At 34.9% G+C, this 16933-nt stretch carries 14 protein-coding genes; 8 read left to right on the plus strand and 6 right to left on the minus strand.

What is annotated here, in order from left to right; all coding sequences use genetic code 11:
* Positions 1–15: 15 nt before the first annotated feature.
* The 6 genes from EKL97_RS12500 to EKL97_RS12525 all read left to right on the plus strand — a co-directional run bounded on the left by EKL97_RS12500 (position 16) and on the right by EKL97_RS12525 (position 10127).
* Complete coding sequence (locus EKL97_RS12500) at positions 16–3606, plus strand: UvrD-helicase domain-containing protein (protein ID WP_126568993.1); 3591 nt, start codon at positions 16–18, stop codon at positions 3604–3606.
* A gap of 47 nt (positions 3607–3653) precedes the next feature.
* Positions 3654–4847 carry a glycine C-acetyltransferase gene (gene kbl / locus EKL97_RS12505; protein WP_126554690.1) on the plus strand — a complete coding sequence of 398 codons (1194 nt, stop codon included), beginning with the start codon at positions 3654–3656 and terminating at the stop codon, positions 4845–4847.
* A 112-nt stretch (positions 4848–4959) separates the two neighbouring features.
* A complete protein-coding gene (locus tag EKL97_RS12510; RefSeq protein ID WP_126562663.1) occupies positions 4960–6312 on the plus strand; it encodes an OmpA family protein in 1353 nt (450 codons plus the stop codon).
* A 63-nt stretch (positions 6313–6375) separates the two neighbouring features.
* Positions 6376–9153 carry a PD-(D/E)XK nuclease family protein gene (locus EKL97_RS12515; RefSeq protein WP_126568994.1) on the plus strand — a complete coding sequence of 926 codons (2778 nt, stop codon included), beginning with the start codon at positions 6376–6378 and terminating at the stop codon, positions 9151–9153.
* A gap of 66 nt (positions 9154–9219) precedes the next feature.
* Positions 9220–9459, plus strand: a complete 240-nt coding sequence (locus EKL97_RS12520; protein WP_126554684.1) for a hypothetical protein — start codon at positions 9220–9222, stop codon at positions 9457–9459.
* Complete coding sequence (locus tag EKL97_RS12525) at positions 9456–10127, plus strand: ATP-binding cassette domain-containing protein (protein WP_126554682.1); 672 nt, start codon at positions 9456–9458, stop codon at positions 10125–10127. Before EKL97_RS12520 ends, EKL97_RS12525 begins: the two co-directional genes overlap by 4 nt.
* Here the strand turns inward: EKL97_RS12525 and EKL97_RS12530 are convergent.
* The 6 genes from EKL97_RS12530 to EKL97_RS12555 all read right to left on the minus strand — a co-directional run bounded on the left by EKL97_RS12530 (position 10124) and on the right by EKL97_RS12555 (position 15708).
* Positions 10124–10906 (minus strand): alpha/beta fold hydrolase, encoded by a 783-nt coding sequence (locus EKL97_RS12530; RefSeq protein WP_126568995.1) that lies wholly within the window; start codon positions 10904–10906, stop codon positions 10124–10126. The two genes, EKL97_RS12525 and EKL97_RS12530, sit on opposite strands and share 4 nt — an antisense overlap.
* Before the next feature lie 348 nt (positions 10907–11254).
* Positions 11255–12685: a pyruvate kinase gene (pyk, locus tag EKL97_RS12535; RefSeq protein WP_126562657.1), complete on the minus strand. Its 1431-nt coding sequence runs from the start codon at positions 12683–12685 to the stop codon at positions 11255–11257.
* 5 nt (positions 12686–12690) lie between these two features.
* Positions 12691–13179 (minus strand): IPExxxVDY family protein, encoded by a 489-nt coding sequence (locus tag EKL97_RS12540; protein ID WP_126568996.1) that lies wholly within the window; start codon positions 13177–13179, stop codon positions 12691–12693.
* A 113-nt stretch (positions 13180–13292) separates the two neighbouring features.
* Complete coding sequence (locus tag EKL97_RS12545) at positions 13293–14033, minus strand: ribonuclease III family protein (protein ID WP_126461796.1); 741 nt, start codon at positions 14031–14033, stop codon at positions 13293–13295.
* A 6-nt stretch (positions 14034–14039) separates the two neighbouring features.
* Positions 14040–15293 (minus strand): beta-ketoacyl-ACP synthase II, encoded by a 1254-nt coding sequence (gene fabF, locus EKL97_RS12550; RefSeq protein WP_126562655.1) that lies wholly within the window; start codon positions 15291–15293, stop codon positions 14040–14042.
* A 178-nt stretch (positions 15294–15471) separates the two neighbouring features.
* On the minus strand, positions 15472–15708 hold the full coding sequence (locus EKL97_RS12555; RefSeq protein ID WP_007137004.1) for an acyl carrier protein: 237 nt from the start codon (positions 15706–15708) through the stop codon (positions 15472–15474).
* A 176-nt stretch (positions 15709–15884) separates the two neighbouring features.
* On the opposite strand from EKL97_RS12555, the gene EKL97_RS12560 reads away from it, so the two are divergent.
* Together EKL97_RS12560 and rnhA are read left to right on the plus strand one after the other, a co-directional pair.
* Positions 15885–16454 (plus strand): phosphoribosylglycinamide formyltransferase, encoded by a 570-nt coding sequence (locus EKL97_RS12560; protein WP_126568997.1) that lies wholly within the window; start codon positions 15885–15887, stop codon positions 16452–16454.
* A gap of 2 nt (positions 16455–16456) precedes the next feature.
* Entirely contained in the window at positions 16457–16930 is a 474-nt protein-coding gene (gene rnhA, locus EKL97_RS12565; protein ID WP_126461787.1) for a ribonuclease HI, read from the plus strand.
* Positions 16931–16933: the final 3 nt, after the last annotated feature.

Consider the following 16933-nt stretch of genomic DNA (forward strand, 5'->3'; position numbering starts at 1 on the left):
TATAATAATAGCAACATGCAAAGACCTTCATTTTCCATATACGATGCATCAGCTGGATCCGGAAAAACCTATGCGCTTGTCAAAGAGTACCTCAAGATTATTCTTGTTGCAAAAAAAAATGATGCCTATCGCACTATACTGGCCATTACGTTTACCAACAAAGCGGTGCACGAAATGAAAAGCCGAATTGTGGGTAGTCTTTCTGAATTTGCAAAAGACGAGCCCAGCCACAAAGCCCAGGACTTGATGCAGGATTTAGCAATAGATACAGAACTTTCGATCCTCGAAATCAAAACTAAATCACAGCAAATTATCAAGCATATTATTCATAACTACGCTGCATTTGATATTTCTACGATTGATAAATTCACCCACAAGGTAATTCGGGCCTTTGCGCATGATTTGAATTTGCCCATGACTTTTGAAGTCACCCTGGACACTGAAAATTTATTAATTGAGGCTGTAGATGCTATAATTGCTCAGGCCGGTGAAGATGAAACGTTGACAAAACTGCTCATCGATTTCACGATGGAAAAAACTGACGATGATAAATCTTGGGATATTTCCCGTGAAATTCTAGAGACAGGCCGTTTGATCCTCAATGAAAATAACAGAAACGAAATCACGCAGTTTCAGGATAAATCCATCGCTGAGTTCGTTGCAATAAAAAAGAAATTAGTAGAAGCCAGTAAAGATTTAGAAAAACAGACTGTTGTTTTTGCAACAGCGGCCTTGTTATTAATTGACACCAATGGAATTGACATAAAATCGTTCTCGGCAGGACATTTTCCCAAACATATATTGAGCATTCAAGAAGGAAAATTCAATCCAAAAAACAAAACCTTTCATGAATTTGAGGATGTCAAAATCAATAAAACAGCAAAAGATCGTGCAATTATTGAAAATATCATTCCTGATTTATTGCGATTTTTGGATCAGGTGTATAAGACCTTCGAAAAGATCCATTTCTATAAAGCCTTCCTGAAAAACATTACACCACTTTCCTTATTAAATACGGTAAGTAATGAATTAGCCAAAATACAAAGTGAACAAAATGTACTTTCCATTTCAGAATTTAATGCCATAATCCATAGGGAAATTCAAAACCAGCCGGCGCCTTTTATATACGAACGATTGGGGGAACGCTACCGCCATTTTTTTATCGATGAATTTCAGGATACTTCGGAGATGCAATGGCAAAACCTGATTCCGCTTATTGATAATGCCCTTTCCGGACAGGATGATTATGGAGAAAAAGGAACCTTGATGATTGTGGGCGATCCCAAACAGTCTATTTACAGGTGGCGCGGCGGAAAAGCCGAACAGTTTATTGAATTGAGTAAAGATCAAAACCCGTTCAATAATCCTGATAAAAAACTTGAACATCTTGATAAAAATTACCGAAGTTATTCGCAGGTAATCGAATTTAATAATGAATTTTTTAAATTGTTGTCCGGTGAATTTGCTCATTTAGATTACAAAGAGTTGTATGAAAATCACAGCCACCAAAAAACCAATGACAAAACAGGAGGTTATGTGAATATTTCTTTTATCCCAAAAGTAGAGAAAACAAATGATAATCCGGAAGCTTCTGGAGACGAAGAAGCTTTAGATAAAACTGATTTATATGTTTTGGCCACGCTGAATACGATTCAAAAAGTAATTCAAAAAGGATTTGAATACAAAGATATTGTCATTCTTACCCGGAAACGAAGTCAGGGAATTGCGATTGCGAACTATTTGACAGAGCAAAGAATACCGCTTTTATCCTCGGAAACGTTAATGATTCAAAATGCTACTGAAGTACGATTGATTATTCATTTATTAAAATACCTGAAAAACAACGCTGATTTAGAAGCTAAGGCGAATTTCCTTTACTATATAGGAACGCATATTCAGGACAGATTACCTGTTGCTGATTTCATTGCCAAAGGAATGGCATTGTTTCAGGAAACGGATTTCGAAAATTGGCTGGTGAGTTTTAATATTTCATTGTCGTTTCAAGACATTAGAAAAAAATCATTGTATGAAGCGGTGGAGGTTATTATTGCAAAGTTCCTCTCCCCGGCCCTCTCCAAAGAAAAGGATGACGAAGTGGTTAATCGTAAGGATAAATTCCATCTTATTGAATCAATACATGCTGAGAAAATTCTTTGGATGGAGTTTAAATCTAGATCATTTGAAGATTATAAATTCAGGCAACACCATTTGATAGCTGATTTTATTGTTCATTTTGTTTGTTTATCGAAAAAACTGGTTGTTGAAGTGGATGAGGATTATCATTTTACCGAAGAGCAGGTTCAGTTAGATAATAATAGAACAATTACCCTGAATAAATTAGGGTATAAAGTCATTCGATTTACCAATGAACAGGTTGTAAAGAATATTTCGGAAGTTTTAAAACGAATAAAAGAAGAATTAATTCAACGAGAAGAAATTCAAGACTCCAACTTATCGGTGTCGGCTCCTGCCCCTTCGGGGAAGGTTAGGGAGGGGAATGCCTACGTCCAATATTTTTTAGACATAGTTCTGGAACGTGACATTCGCAACCAAGCAGGAATTTCTGACTTTTTAAATTTCTGGGATAAAAACGCACAAAAATTTAGTATTCCCTCACCAGAAGGAAATAATGCCGTTCGGATTATGACAATTCATAAATCAAAAGGATTGGAGTTCCCGGTAGTCATTATGCCATTTGCAGAGGAAGATTACTACAGGAAACCAAAAGATAAATTGTGGCTCAATGCTGAAGGAGGAATTTTTGGCCTGTCAAAAGTATTAATTGATAACAATAGCGCCGTAGAAGGATTTGGAGAGGAAGCGGCTGAGATTTACAATCAAAAGAAACAGGAAGAATTATTAGACAATATCAATGTTCTTTATGTGGCTTTGACCAGAGCGGAGGAACAGTTGTATGTGATTTCAAATATGAATTTATCCAGTAAAGGGGAAGTTCCAAAAAATAATATGTGTGCTTTTTTTATTAATTATTTAGAGAGCAAAGGGGAATTCGATACCGATAAATTGGAATATGATTTTGGGGATATCGCTAAATTATCAAAAGAAAAAAAACACATTGATACCTCCAAAACAATTCCGTTAGTTTTGGAAATTTTGAATCCAAAAAACATCAAAATTGCACAAAGAGAAGCATTGATGTGGGGAACACAACAACAGGAAGCCATTGCCTATGGAAACGTCATTCATGAGATTTTATCTTTTGTGAAAACGAAAAACGATATAGATTTAGCTATAACAAAAGCGATTGAAAACGGACTCATCGTTTTTAAACAAAAGGAAGCCGTTTACAGTACCATACAGGAAATTGTCACTCATACAGAACTAACCGATTATTTTTCGGAAGGGAATGAGGTACTGAATGAACAAACAATTATTCAAAAGGAAGGAAAGACTATAAAACCGGACCGAATGGTTTTGACAAAAAATAAAGAAGTGTTGCTGTTGGATTATAAAACAGGAACACATAATCCTAAATACCACTTACAATTAGAAAAATATCAAAATGCAATTGAATTAATGGGGTATAAAGTGGTAAAAAAAGCACTAATTTATATAGGAAAAGAAATCGATGTAGTAAATTTGTAGCCTAAAAAATGAATTATTCGCAAAATTGAATTTTAAAAACATAAAAAATGTACGGAAAAATTAAAGACTATTTACAATCAGAATTACAAACAATAGAAGACAATGGAATCTTCAAATCAGAGCGCATTATCACCTCACCACAAGATGCAGAAATAACCATTTCGACAGGAGAAACGGTTTTAAATTTTTGTGCCAATAATTATCTTGGCTTGTCATCCCATCCAGAAGTTGTTCAGGCTGCAAAAGACGCTCTTGATACGCATGGTTTTGGAATGTCATCGGTGCGTTTTATTTGTGGGACACAAGACATTCATAAAACTTTGGAAAAAAAGATTTCTGAGTTTTATGGCACAGAAGATACCATTCTTTATGCGGCCGCTTTTGATGCAAACGGAGGTGTTTTTGAACCCTTATTAGGAGATCAGGATTGTATTATTTCGGATAGTTTAAATCATGCCTCTATTATAGATGGTGTTCGTTTGTGTAAAGCGACGCGATATCGCTATGAAAATAGCAATATGGGAGACCTGGAAAAGCAGCTGATTAAGGCTACAGAAGCCGGTACCCGTTTCAAATTAATTGTTACGGATGGTGTTTTCTCCATGGATGGCGTTGTAGCTCCGTTGGATAAAATTTGTGATTTGGCCGATAAATATGACGCAATGGTTATGGTTGATGAATGCCATGCTGCTGGATTTATTGGTGCTACCGGAAAAGGGACACTTGAGTTAAAAGGAGTCATGGGAAGAGTAGATATTATTACAGGAACCTTAGGAAAAGCACTTGGTGGCGCCATGGGCGGGTATACGACCGCTAAAAAAGAAATTATCGAAATATTACGTCAACGTTCCAGACCGTATTTATTTTCAAATTCCTTAGCACCAGCAATCGTTGGAGCTTCCATTAAGGTTTTTGAACTCTTAGAAAAAGATACAACACTTAGAGACAAACTAGAATGGAATACTAATTATTTTAGAGATGGGATTAAAAAAGCAGGTTTTGATATCATTGATGGGGATTCTGCAATAGTACCGGTGATGTTATATGATGCAAAATTGTCTCAAACTATGGCAAATGAATTATTAAAAAGAGGAATTTATGTAATAGGCTTCTTTTTTCCAGTAGTTCCTAAAGATAAAGCAAGAATTAGAGTACAACTTTCTGCGGCACATACAAAAGCGCATTTAGATCAGGCAATAAATGCCTTTGTAGCGGTAGGAAAAGAGTTAAATGTTATATAATTCGCACTTTTAGCCTTGTTTGTAGGTTTTTTTTAACATAATATTTTGTAGTTTAAAAATTACGTCCTATTTTTGCTTGTAATTAACTAAATTGTAATTAAAAAAATTAAGTATGAAACATCTTAACAAAATTTTAGTTGCTGCGATGATGGTGATGGGTTTAAGTTCTCACGCACAAGACAGTAACAACCCATGGGCAATCTCTTTTGGAGCAAATGCCGTAGACACTAGAACTAGTGCTGGTGGAGGAAATAATTGGCTAGACCGTCATTTTTCGCAACCTTTTGACGCGAAAACAAACTGGAACGTCCTACCTTCTGTATCGTATTTAAGTGTCTCAAAATACGTAGGAGATAATTTCTCTTTTGGTCTTACTGGATCTGTAAACAAAATTGATAAGTTTGTAACTTTTGCTCCAGGTGCTGTAGGTCATGACTCCAGAGGATATCTTGTCACTAATCCTGGTGATTTAATGTATTATGGTGTTGATGCTACGATAAGATACAGCTTCATGAATTTAATTAAATCTAAAGTTATAGACCCATCTCTTTCTATTGGTGGTGGATATACATTCTTTGGAGACAGTAGTTTTGGAACTTTAAACCCAGGTGCTGGTTTAACTTTATGGTTTTCCGAAAATGTTGGTTTCGAACTTGCAACTAGATACAAAAAATCTTTTGGTGATAGAGTAGATGTTTCTAGAACTCCTGATGCTCCATCTCATTTTCAACACTCTGCTGGTATTATCTTCAAATTTGGTGGAAAAGATACAGATGGTGATGGAATATATGACAAAGATGATGCTTGTCCAGAAGTTGCTGGTTTAAAAGAATTCAACGGATGTCCTGATACAGATGGAGACGGAATTCAAGACAGTGAAGATGAGTGTCCAAATGAAGCTGGTCCTAAAGAATTAAAAGGATGTCCTGATACAGATGGAGACGGTGTTGCTGATAAAGATGACAAATGTCCTACAGTTGCAGGTCCTAAAGAAAACGGTGGATGCCCATGGCCAGATACTGATGGAGATGGTGTTCTAGACAAAGATGATGAGTGCCCTACTATTGCTGGCCCAGCTAGCAACAAAGGATGTCCTGAAGTAACTACTGAAGCTTTAGACAATCTTAAAATTCAAGCTAGAGCAGTTTACTTTAATTCTGGTAAAGCAACTTTCAAAACTGGAGATGTTCCAGCTAGATTAGATGCAATGGCAGAAATCCTAAAAAATTATCCAAATGCTAAATTTAGCATTGAAGGACATACAGATAGCGATGGTTCAGATGAATACAACCAAAAACTTTCTGAAGATAGAGCTAGTATCGTTAAAGAAGCTATGATCGAAAGAGGAATAAAAGCTGAAAACTTAAATACTGTTGGTTTTGGCGAAAGCACTCCAGTTGAAACAAATAAAACTGCTGCAGGTAAAGCTAAAAACAGAAGAACTGAATTGTTATTGCAAAAATAATATTGTTCAAAAATTTTTAGAAAACGCCTCGATTTATCGAGGCGTTTTTTTTATTTTTATAAAATGACAAATACTTCTTTTCTAGATAAAATAGCTTCGGTTTTAATCGCAAAATACGCTGACACTCTTTCCAATACGATTGTTGTTTTACCAAACAAACGAGCTAAAATATTCCTGATTGAAGCCTTAAAGAAACAAGTCGCAACCAACATAATTTCACCCGAAATTATAAGCGTTGAGGATTTTGTTCAAAACATAGCTGGTATCCGCACTATAGATCCTATCGAATTATTATTCGAATTCTATGAAGTGTATTTATCTATTACCGCGACAGCAAATCAACAATCCTTTGAATTATTTGCCAATTGGGCCAAAACACTCCTGCAGGACTTCAATGAAATTGACCGCTATTTACTAGATCCATCCCATGTTCTTTCCTATCTGAAAGACATTGAAGACATCAAAAAATGGGGAATTGAAGTAGAAAACAAAACGGCATTATTAGAAAAATATATTGATTTTTGGAAACTACTGCCCAACTATTATCAATCATTGTACGCTCATTTACTGAACAAGGGAATCGGCTATCAAGGATTAATCTATCGTGAAGCAGTGCATAACATAAATCATTTTTCGAATTCCCTACATGACAAAAAATTCGTCTTTGCGGGTTTTAATGCATTGAATGCAGCCGAAGAAAAAATAATCCAACACCTCATCGCTTCTGATCAAGCCAAAATATATTGGGACGCAGACCAAACCTTTCTCAATGATCCCTATCATGATGCTGGTTTATTTGTAAGACGTTTTAAAGAAAATTGGAAACATTATAAATTACATCCGTTTGAATGGATTGTAAATGATTTTTCTCAAACTAAAAACATTCAGGTCATTGGCACACCCAAAACAATTGGTCAAGCCAAAATAGCCGGGAGTATTATCGAGAATATCATCAATGAATCACAAAGCCTAGGAACTGATGGAACGCTAGATAAAGTTGCTGTGGTTCTGGGCGAAGAAAATCTTTTGGTACCGCTTTTATATTCATTACCCTCAAGTGTTGGCGCTTTGAATATTACGATGGGATATTCCAGCAAGAACAATCCAGCGCAGATTTTGACTGCTAAATTATTCAAAATGCACACAAATGCATTGTCCAGAAATGCTAAAAGCTATGTCTTATACTACAAAGATATCTTAGATATTTTAACCCACCCTTTGGTGGAACCATACGCAAAAACCAGCGCGCTAGTCCAAACCATTAACCAAAATAATTATACTTTTATTACGCATCATAAATTGATGGAATTGAATGGAATTCCAAGTGAAATATTTCTTTTATTATTCCAAAAATGGGAAAAGGGTTCGATTCCAGTTTTAGAGACCATTTCAAAATTATTGCAAACCATCAAAGGAAATTTAAGCAACGACAACGAAGAAGAAAAAATCACCAAAGCTTTTGTTTTTGCTATTTTTAAAGTCATTAACAAACTAATTAATTATTATTCAAAGCACGAACATATCGATAAAATCGAAACTCTTTATGCCATTTACAAACAAGTTATTGATTTGGCCGAGGTTTCATTTGAAGGAGAACCGCTCAATGGTTTGCAAATTATGGGCGTTTTAGAAAGCCGTGTATTAGATTTTGACACCGTTATTGTCACTTCGATGAATGAAGGGAAATTCCCGGCCGGAAAATCGCAAAATTCGTTTATCCCCTATGATGTAAAACGCGAATTGGGCTTGCCCACATTCAAAGAAAAAGATGCAATTTACACCTATCATTTCTATCATTTATTACAAAGAGCAAAGAACATTTATTTAATTTATAATACCGAGAGTGAAGGATTGGATGCCGGAGAAAAAAGCAGATTCATCACGCAACTGGAAGTCGAAAAACAAAAAAATCATACGCTGACTCACGAAATTTATAATGCCGTGCTACCCGAAACAGCGTATCAGCCTATGGTGATTCCAAAATCAGAACGTGTTATGCTGCGATTGAAAGAAATAGCCGAAAAAGGGTTTTCTCCATCGGCGATAACGAGTTATATCCGGAATCCAATTCAGTTTTATTTCCAGAAGATTTTACGCATCAGCGAAGTAGAAGAAGTAGAGGAAAATATTGCCTTGAATACCTTGGGAACTATTATCCACGAAACTTTGAAAGTTTTATACGAGCCTTTCATTGATAAATTTATATCAGAAAGTGATATTCTAAATTGTTTCAAACAAATAGATACAGAGGTTTTGAAACAATTCAAATTGGTGTACAAAGAAGGTGAAATCAAAAAGGGTAGAAATTTGCTGGCATTTGAAGTCGCCAAGCGCAATGTTTCCAATTTCCTGAAAGTGGAACTGGAAAGTATCAAGAATGGTGATGCAATAAAAATTATAGCTTTGGAACAAACATTCGAGCGAATTATAAATCATCCTAATTTGCCTTTTCCGGTATTGATAAAAGGAAATGTAGACCGGATTGAAGAGCGCAACGGAATCATTCGAATTATCGATTATAAAACCGGAAAAGTAGAAAAAGCAAGCGTTACACTGAAATCATGGAAAGGACTTACTGAAGATATTAAAAGCGACAAAATCATTCAGGTGCTGGCGTATGCTTATGTGTATGAGCATGACGCTAAAGGAAAACCAATTGAAGCAGGAATAATTTCTTTTAAGAATTTAAAAGCAGGTTTTCTTGCGTTTAATTTTAAAGAAATCAACGAAATAAATGCAATTATAAATGAAGAAATATTAGGTAATTATTTAGAGCAAATGGTTCTTTTATTAAGCGAAATTTTAGATGAAAACATTCCTTTTGAAGAAAAACTAATTTAAACAAAATTCCCAATCAGAAAACTAGCCAATATCTTCGAATTTTACAAAAGCACCTTGACAATTAACATGTCAATAAGCACTTTAGCATGGGTTTTTGGCGGATTTGAAACCTTCAAATACGCCCTTATTATTTTTGGTTTCTTCATTAGCCTTTTGATAAAAGAAGTGAATACTAAAAACGAATATCTGTTTTATTACAACAACGGAATCTCTAAATTGCATCTATTCATTTATGGTTTTCTGATGAATTTTGTTTTTTCGCTAATGCTGATTTTAGTCATTAATGTAGTATTGAAATTCGTATGACTAAAAATATTTTAGAAATAGATAGTATCCAAAAACAATATGAGGGGAAAAGTATAGTTTCTGATGTGTATTTGAGATGTGAAACTGCTGATATTATTGGGGTTTTAGGAAGAAATGGTTCCGGGAAATCGACCTTGTTAAAAATCATTTTCGGAATTGTAACTGCTGATTTTAAATTTGTCCGGGTAGATGGCGTCGTGAAATCAAAAACTAGTGATTTGCTAAACGAAATCAGTTATTTGTCTCAAGATAATTTTATTCCAAATTCATTTTCGATAAAAAAGACTATTCAATTGGCTATTGCCAAAGATAAATTACAGGATTTTTATGCTGACGATATGATTCAATCGATGATAGAGAAAAAAATAAAACATTTATCTGGCGGAGAATTACGGTATTTAGAAATTAAATTAATCCTGAATAATGCATCGAAATTTGCTTTACTAGACGAACCATACAATGGCTTATCACCCATAATGATTGAAAAAATTAATGAATTAATCACTGCAATGTCCAGCACAAAAGGCATTATTATCACGGATCATAATTATGAAAATGTGATAAAAGTCTCCACAAAACTGGCGTTGATGAAAGAAGGAAAAATGTACCATTTAAAAGACAAAAGCGAATTGGTGGAAAAAGGGTATTTGAAACCTGGAATGATTTAGATGCTTTTGAAAAAAGCTAATAATACGTTCAACAATTCGTCTTGGTTTTCAATGTGACTCATGTGTCCGTCCGGAAAAGTCACCAGTTTCATGGCTGTGCCTTCTATCTGTTCTTTGGTTTCTTCGTAATTTAGAACCGGGTCTTTTTCGCCCAGAATCAAAAGTTTAGGAAAAGGTGCTAAATGCAACAACACTTCTCTGTCTTGTCGTATTTTCATTCCTTCCAGTGAGGCAACGATTCCCTGAAGGGGTGTTTTTAAAGCTTCCTTCTTTACGCTTTCAATTACTGATAAAAGGCGCTCTCTGTTGTTTTCATTGAATAAATTTGCAATAGAAAGTGAGATGAAATTGACAAAAGATTGTTTTACTGCTTTTACAGCCCGATCTCTATTTGTTTTTCGTTCCTCGCTGTCGGCTCTTGCGGTCGAGTTTAATAAAACCAATCCTTTTATCGTGTCCGGATACAATTCGGCGAAAGCCAAAGCTACATAACCGCCCATAGAATGCCCTACAAAAATGGCTTTACGGATGCGTAGTTCCGATAAAACAGCGTGCACAGCATCAGCATTATCCTCCATCGTTTGCACGTAACTCAAACATTCCGTTTCGCCATGTCCCAATAAATCAATGGTGATGATGCGGTTTTTTTTAGCAAACTCCGGAATATAAAAATCCCACATGCCTTTATTTTCCAAGAAACCGTGAAGTAAGACAATAGCGGTTCCCTTCCCGGTATCGGAATAGGAGATGTTGGTATTTTTAAAGAGAATTTGTTTCAAGGTTTTTTGTTTAAAGTACTAGATTCAGCTAATTAATGTAACTTTATAAAAAAGACATTTCCGCCCTTTCGTTCAAATGCAACAAATGTTATTTATTTCCGCCTGACAAAACTTAAAAATAAGGAGCCCCGTAATCCGCGAACAAAGATACATAATCAGTGTACTATTTAGAACTAACTATAAAAAGCAAAATAGCAATTTTAGATTGAGACAAATCTGTCATAACCCAATAAGTAAAGTGCAATTGTAATTTATGTATTGAAAATCAATTCTTTACCGTGTTTTCAACAAAAAATCCGTCTGTTGATTGAACCAGACGGATTTTTAATACATAATGAGAATGTTTTATTATTCTATTTCAGAAACTCTCAGGGTGTTTACCATCCCCTTTTCCTTAATAGGCATTGCTGCTAAATTGATAAGGAAATCTCCTTTTTGTACAAAGCCTTTTTGTTTTACAATTTCATTTATGTCCGTTACGGTATCATCTGTGCTTACATCTTTAGTGTACATGAAAGATTTTACACCCCATAATAAATTAAGCTGAGTAAGGATTCTCTTATTTGAGGTAAACACTAAAATATGTGCATTTGGTCTCCATGCAGAAATTTGAAATGCGGTATACCCACTATTTGTCAAAGTACAAATTGCTTTTGCTTTGATTATATTAGCCATGGAGGCAGCGTGGTGACAAATTGTTTTAGTGATAAATCGTTTTGTTTTTATCTGTGGCGTATTTTGTGGCACTTGGATTAGCGGTGAATCTTCTACAGCTTCAATGATTTGAGTCATTTTTTGAATTACCTGAACCGGATAATTTCCAGTTGCTGTTTCTCCCGAAAGCATTACGGCATCAGCACCATCCATAACGGAGTTAGCAACATCATTTACTTCGGCACGAGTTGGTGTAAGAGACGTAATCATTGTTTCCATCATTTGCGTGGCAACAATAACTGGAATTCTAGCCGTTTTGGCTCTGCGAATAAGTTCTTTTTGAACTAACGGTACTTCATGAGCAGGAAGTTCTACTCCTAAATCTCCTCTGGCAACCATCAGACCATCACAATAAGCAACAATTTTGTCAATGTTTTCTAGTGCTTCCGGCATTTCGATTTTGGCAATAATTGGAATTTTATGTTCTGAATGTTTGGCGATTAATTCTTGTAATTCTTGTAAATCTTGTGGTGTTTTCACGAAAGATAAGGCAATCCAATCTACATTTTGGCCAATGGCAAAAATGGCATCTGCAATATCTTTTTCGGTCATTGCCGGTAGGGATATTTTTGTATTAGGTAAATTTACTCCTTTTTTTGATTTCAATTCGCCACCTTGAATTACTCTTGCTATAACTTCTGATTTTTTATCCGTCTCCACGATTTCGAAAATGAGTTTACCATCATCAAGCAAAATTCTTTCTCCAGGATTTACATCATTTGGAAAGTTTTGATATTTCATGAATACTTTCTTAGCAGTTCCAAGAATGTCTTCGGCAGTAGTAAATGTAATTAGATCCCCATCGTGTACGACGACACCTTCCTCCATAACTCCTACTCGAAGTTTTGGCCCTTGTAAATCGCCAAGAATAGCAGTTGTATAACCAAACTCTTCATTTAAACCTCGTATAAGGCTTATTTTTTCTTTTACATCATTGTAGTCCGCATGCGAGAAGTTTACTCGGAACACATTTACACCAGCTTCGATCATGTCTTTTATGATCTCTCTTGTACTGCATGCAGGCCCAAGTGTGGCTACAATTTTAGTTTTTTTGTTTGTAAGCATTTGTATTAAAAAATTAAATTGTTTTTAGATTTTATTTTATTTGTATCTACTATATAAACAGTAGATATGCTGTTTATGGTATTTAATAGGAGCTGCGTTTGGGACACGTTTATGGCATCTTCGTGATGTTCTATTTTTAAAAAATAATCTACTTTTTTGAATTCAGGAAGTAAAAAGACTTTTGTTGAAACTTCCATGGACACGTTAGAAAATAGATTTTGGTTATTTCCTTTATTATACTGGATGACTTCATTTTTATTTTGAATCAAATTCCAAGAAATACCGCTTTCGATGTCTTCATAATAAAATCTGGAAAAACCTGTTTCTCCTTCTTCAATATTAATTTGAATTTCACTTTTACTTTTACTTAGATTCACAGGCAGCATTTGATTAATAAAAAATGCCAATCGATAGTCCTCTAATGAAGTATGAATCGCAATAAGATAGTAATCTATTTCGTCAAATTCGCCCAGATCAAGTTTAAGAATAGCCATTTCATGAAAAAATAAGATGTAAATATAGTATTTCTATCGAAGTATTGACCGTTCAAAAGGTGATGTTTTTGTTAATTTATAAACGAAAACGATATAGTTTTATGTATATTAAATTATTTTCTGTCCATTTTTTCTTGAAATGCAAAATAAGCGCGTTGGGATGCTTTTTCTTCTGCTTTCTTTTTTGATGTGGCTCTTGCTTTAGCAATCACTTTATTGTCAATGCTAAGTTTTACACCAAACAGACGTTGCCCGTCAATGGCATTGTCCTCAAAAATATCATAATGAAATATTTTTTTTTCTTTTTGACACCATTCTATCACCAGACTTTTGTAGCTGATTACTTTTCCTTCGAGTCTTGCAATATCTACATAAGGCACTACTACTCTTTTTTGAATGAATTTTTCGCAATATACATAACCTCGGTCTAAGTAAATCGCTCCCACCAATGACTCAAAAATATTACCATGGATGTTCTCGCCAAAATGCTGAAGTGGCACTTTGCTTTCTATGTATTGCACTAAATTTAAGTCTTTCCCTAATTCGTTCAAATGCTCCCTACTCACAATTTTAGAACGCATTTTAGTCAAATATCCTTCGTCCCCAGCGGGTGCTTTATTGAATAGATGAGCCGCAATAACGGAGCTTAACATTGCGTCTCCCAAGAATTCTAACCGTTCGTAATTGATTGGATTTCCTAAAATATCAAGGCGATTAGAGGAACGATGGGTGAATGCTTTTTTATAAAAATCAAGATTTAAAGGGGCAAATCCTAAAATTTTCTGAATAGAATCAAAAAAAATCCCGTCTTCTGGAGAACGGGATTTTGAAAATATTTTTCTAATTATACGCATTTATAATTAGATTTCTAATTTTTTTACTAGTACACAAGCATTGTGACCTCCAAAACCGAAAGTATTACTCATCACTACATTCATTTCTCTTTTCTGAGCTTTGTTGAACGTAAAATTTAGTTTAGCGTCGATATTTTCATCATCTGTGAAATGATTTATTGTTGGTGGCACTAGTCCATGTTTTAAGGAAAGTATCGAAGAAATTGTTTCTACTGCTCCGGCTGCGCCAAGTAAATGGCCCGTCATAGATTTAGTCGAATTTAAATTCATCGTGTAAGCATGTTCCCCAAAAACATGAAGTATTGCTTTAGATTCTGCCATGTCACCAAGTGGCGTAGAGGTTCCGTGCATATTCACACCATCTACATCAGTTGCTTGTAAACCGGCATCTCTCAAACAGTTTAACATTACATTTTTAGCGCCTAATCCATCAGGATGCGGTGCCGTAATATGGTAAGCATCAGCTGACATTCCGCCACCGCCAATTTCGCAGTAAATATTTGCTCCACGAGCAATAGCGTGTTCGTATTCTTCTAGGACTAATGCGCCAGCTCCTTCGCCTAAGATAAAACCATCTCGATCTTTATCCATTGGTCTTGAAGCGGTTTTAGGATCGTCATTTCTGGTAGATAAAGCATGCATGGCATTAAAGCCACCCATTCCGGCTATGGTCACCGCAGCTTCAGAGCCTCCGGTTATCATAGCATCAGCATGACCTAATCTTATATAGTTGAAAGCATCAATAATAGCATTTGTAGAAGAAGCACAAGCAGAAACAGTGGTAAAATTTGGACCTCTGAATCCGTATTTTATAGAGATATGTCCTCCTGCGATATCCGAAATCATTTTTGGAATAAAGAAAGGATTAAATTTAGGAGTACCATCACCTGCAGCAAAATTCAACATTTCAATTTGAAAAGTTTCTAATCCTCCAATTCCAGAGCCCCAGATAACACCTACTCTGTCTTTGTCTAATTTTTCAAAATTGAAACCGGCATCTACAACCGCTTCATCAGAGGCAACCATAGCATACTGCGCATAGCGATCCATTTTTCTAGCTTCTTTTCTGTCTAAGAAATCTTCAGCATTAAAATTTTTCAATTCACACGCAAATTGAGTTTTAAATTTTGAAGCATCAAAATAAGTTATTGGTGCTGCTCCACTAACGCCATTAATAAGTCCATTCCAATATTCTTGAATGTTATTTCCAATAGGAGTAAGAGCACCTAAACCTGTTACAACAACTCGTCTTAATACCATAAATTCTTTATTTTTTGTTATCTTTAAACAAATAAAACCCATGCTTTCTTTACTGTATTTTTACAAAAAGAGCCATGGGTATTACAATAAATATCTTTTTGATTGAAATCCAATCTCGAATTTAATTTCAAAATAATAATAACACCCGCTTACAAGATTGTAAACGGGTGCGTATTTATTATTTTTTTGCTTCCTCGATGTAAGAGATTGCTTGACCTACAGTAGCGATGTTTTCTGCTTGATCATCTGGAATTTGAATGTCAAATTCTTTTTCGAATTCCATAATAAGCTCAACAGTGTCTAATGAGTCAGCTCCTAAATCATTAGTGAAGCTTGCTTCTGTTACAACTTCGTTTTCGTCAACACCTAATTTGTCTACGATAATCGCTTTTACTCTTGATGCAATGTCTGACATAATCTTTAATTTTAGAATTTAATTTGTTGGCAAAAATAAAAAACTTTATTTGAAAACAACTATTTAGTTAATAAATGTGACAACTAAATTATGAAATTTATTTTAACAAAGCTGCCACAATGTTATTTATTTTCATTTTTTATCCCTTTTTTTGCATCATTAAAACAAGCTAGGTTATGAAAAAAATTGTCGTTTTTGCTTCTGGATCGGGTACTAATGCTGAAAACATCATAAAGTATTTTGCAAAATCTAAACTTGCAACGGTTCAAGCAGTCTTTGCAAACAGCTCCATCGCCAAGGTGCTTGACAAAGCAAAAAACCATGGTGTTGCAACGAATATTTTTACTAAAGAACAATTTATTGAAGGGGAAGTATTACATAAAATAAATACAATTCAGCCTGATCTGATTGTTTTGGCTGGTTTTTTATTGAAATTCCCTGAAAATATCATCACATCCTATCCGGATAAGATCATAAACATACATCCTGCCTTGTTGCCAAAATATGGTGGTAAAGGAATGTACGGGATGAATATTCACCGAGCCATTGTAGAAAATAATGAAAAAGAAACCGGAATTACCATTCATTATGTTAATGAAAATTATGACGAAGGAAATATTCTTTTTCAAAAAAAAATAATTTTATCAGGGCACGAAACTCCAGAAGAAGTTGCCCAGAAAATTCATGAATTGGAACAAAAGTATTTTCCGGAAGTGATTGAAAGATTATTAACTCATAATTTATAATTTTGAATTCTCACGACGTACACATATACACAGACGGTGCTGCTAAAGGCAATCCAGGTAACGGTGGCTATGGCGTTGTTATGGAATGGGTAGGAAAACCTTATAAAAAGGAATTCTATGAAGGTTTTCGTCGAACCACTAATAACAGAATGGAGTTGTTGGCAGTAATTGTAGGTCTCGAAAAGCTAAAAAATCCTAATACTACCGTTTTGGTGATTTCGGATTCTAAATATGTGGTGGATTCAGTAGTAAAAAAATGGGTTTTGGGTTGGGAAAAAAAAGGTTTTGCAGACCGGAAAAATGCTGATTTGTGGAAACGATTTTTAATTGTATATAGAAAACACAAAGTAGATTTTAAGTGGATCAAAGGCCACAACAATCATGTCCAAAACGAAAGATGTGATGCCTTAGCTGTTATGGCTTCAATGCAAAAACAACTTTCTATAGATGCTTTTTACGAAAGTACTTGTGAGTGATTA

Origin of the sequence: Flavobacterium sp. LS1P28, from assembly GCF_003970335.1 — a bacterium.
Taxonomy (GTDB): Bacteria; Bacteroidota; Bacteroidia; order Flavobacteriales; family Flavobacteriaceae; genus Flavobacterium.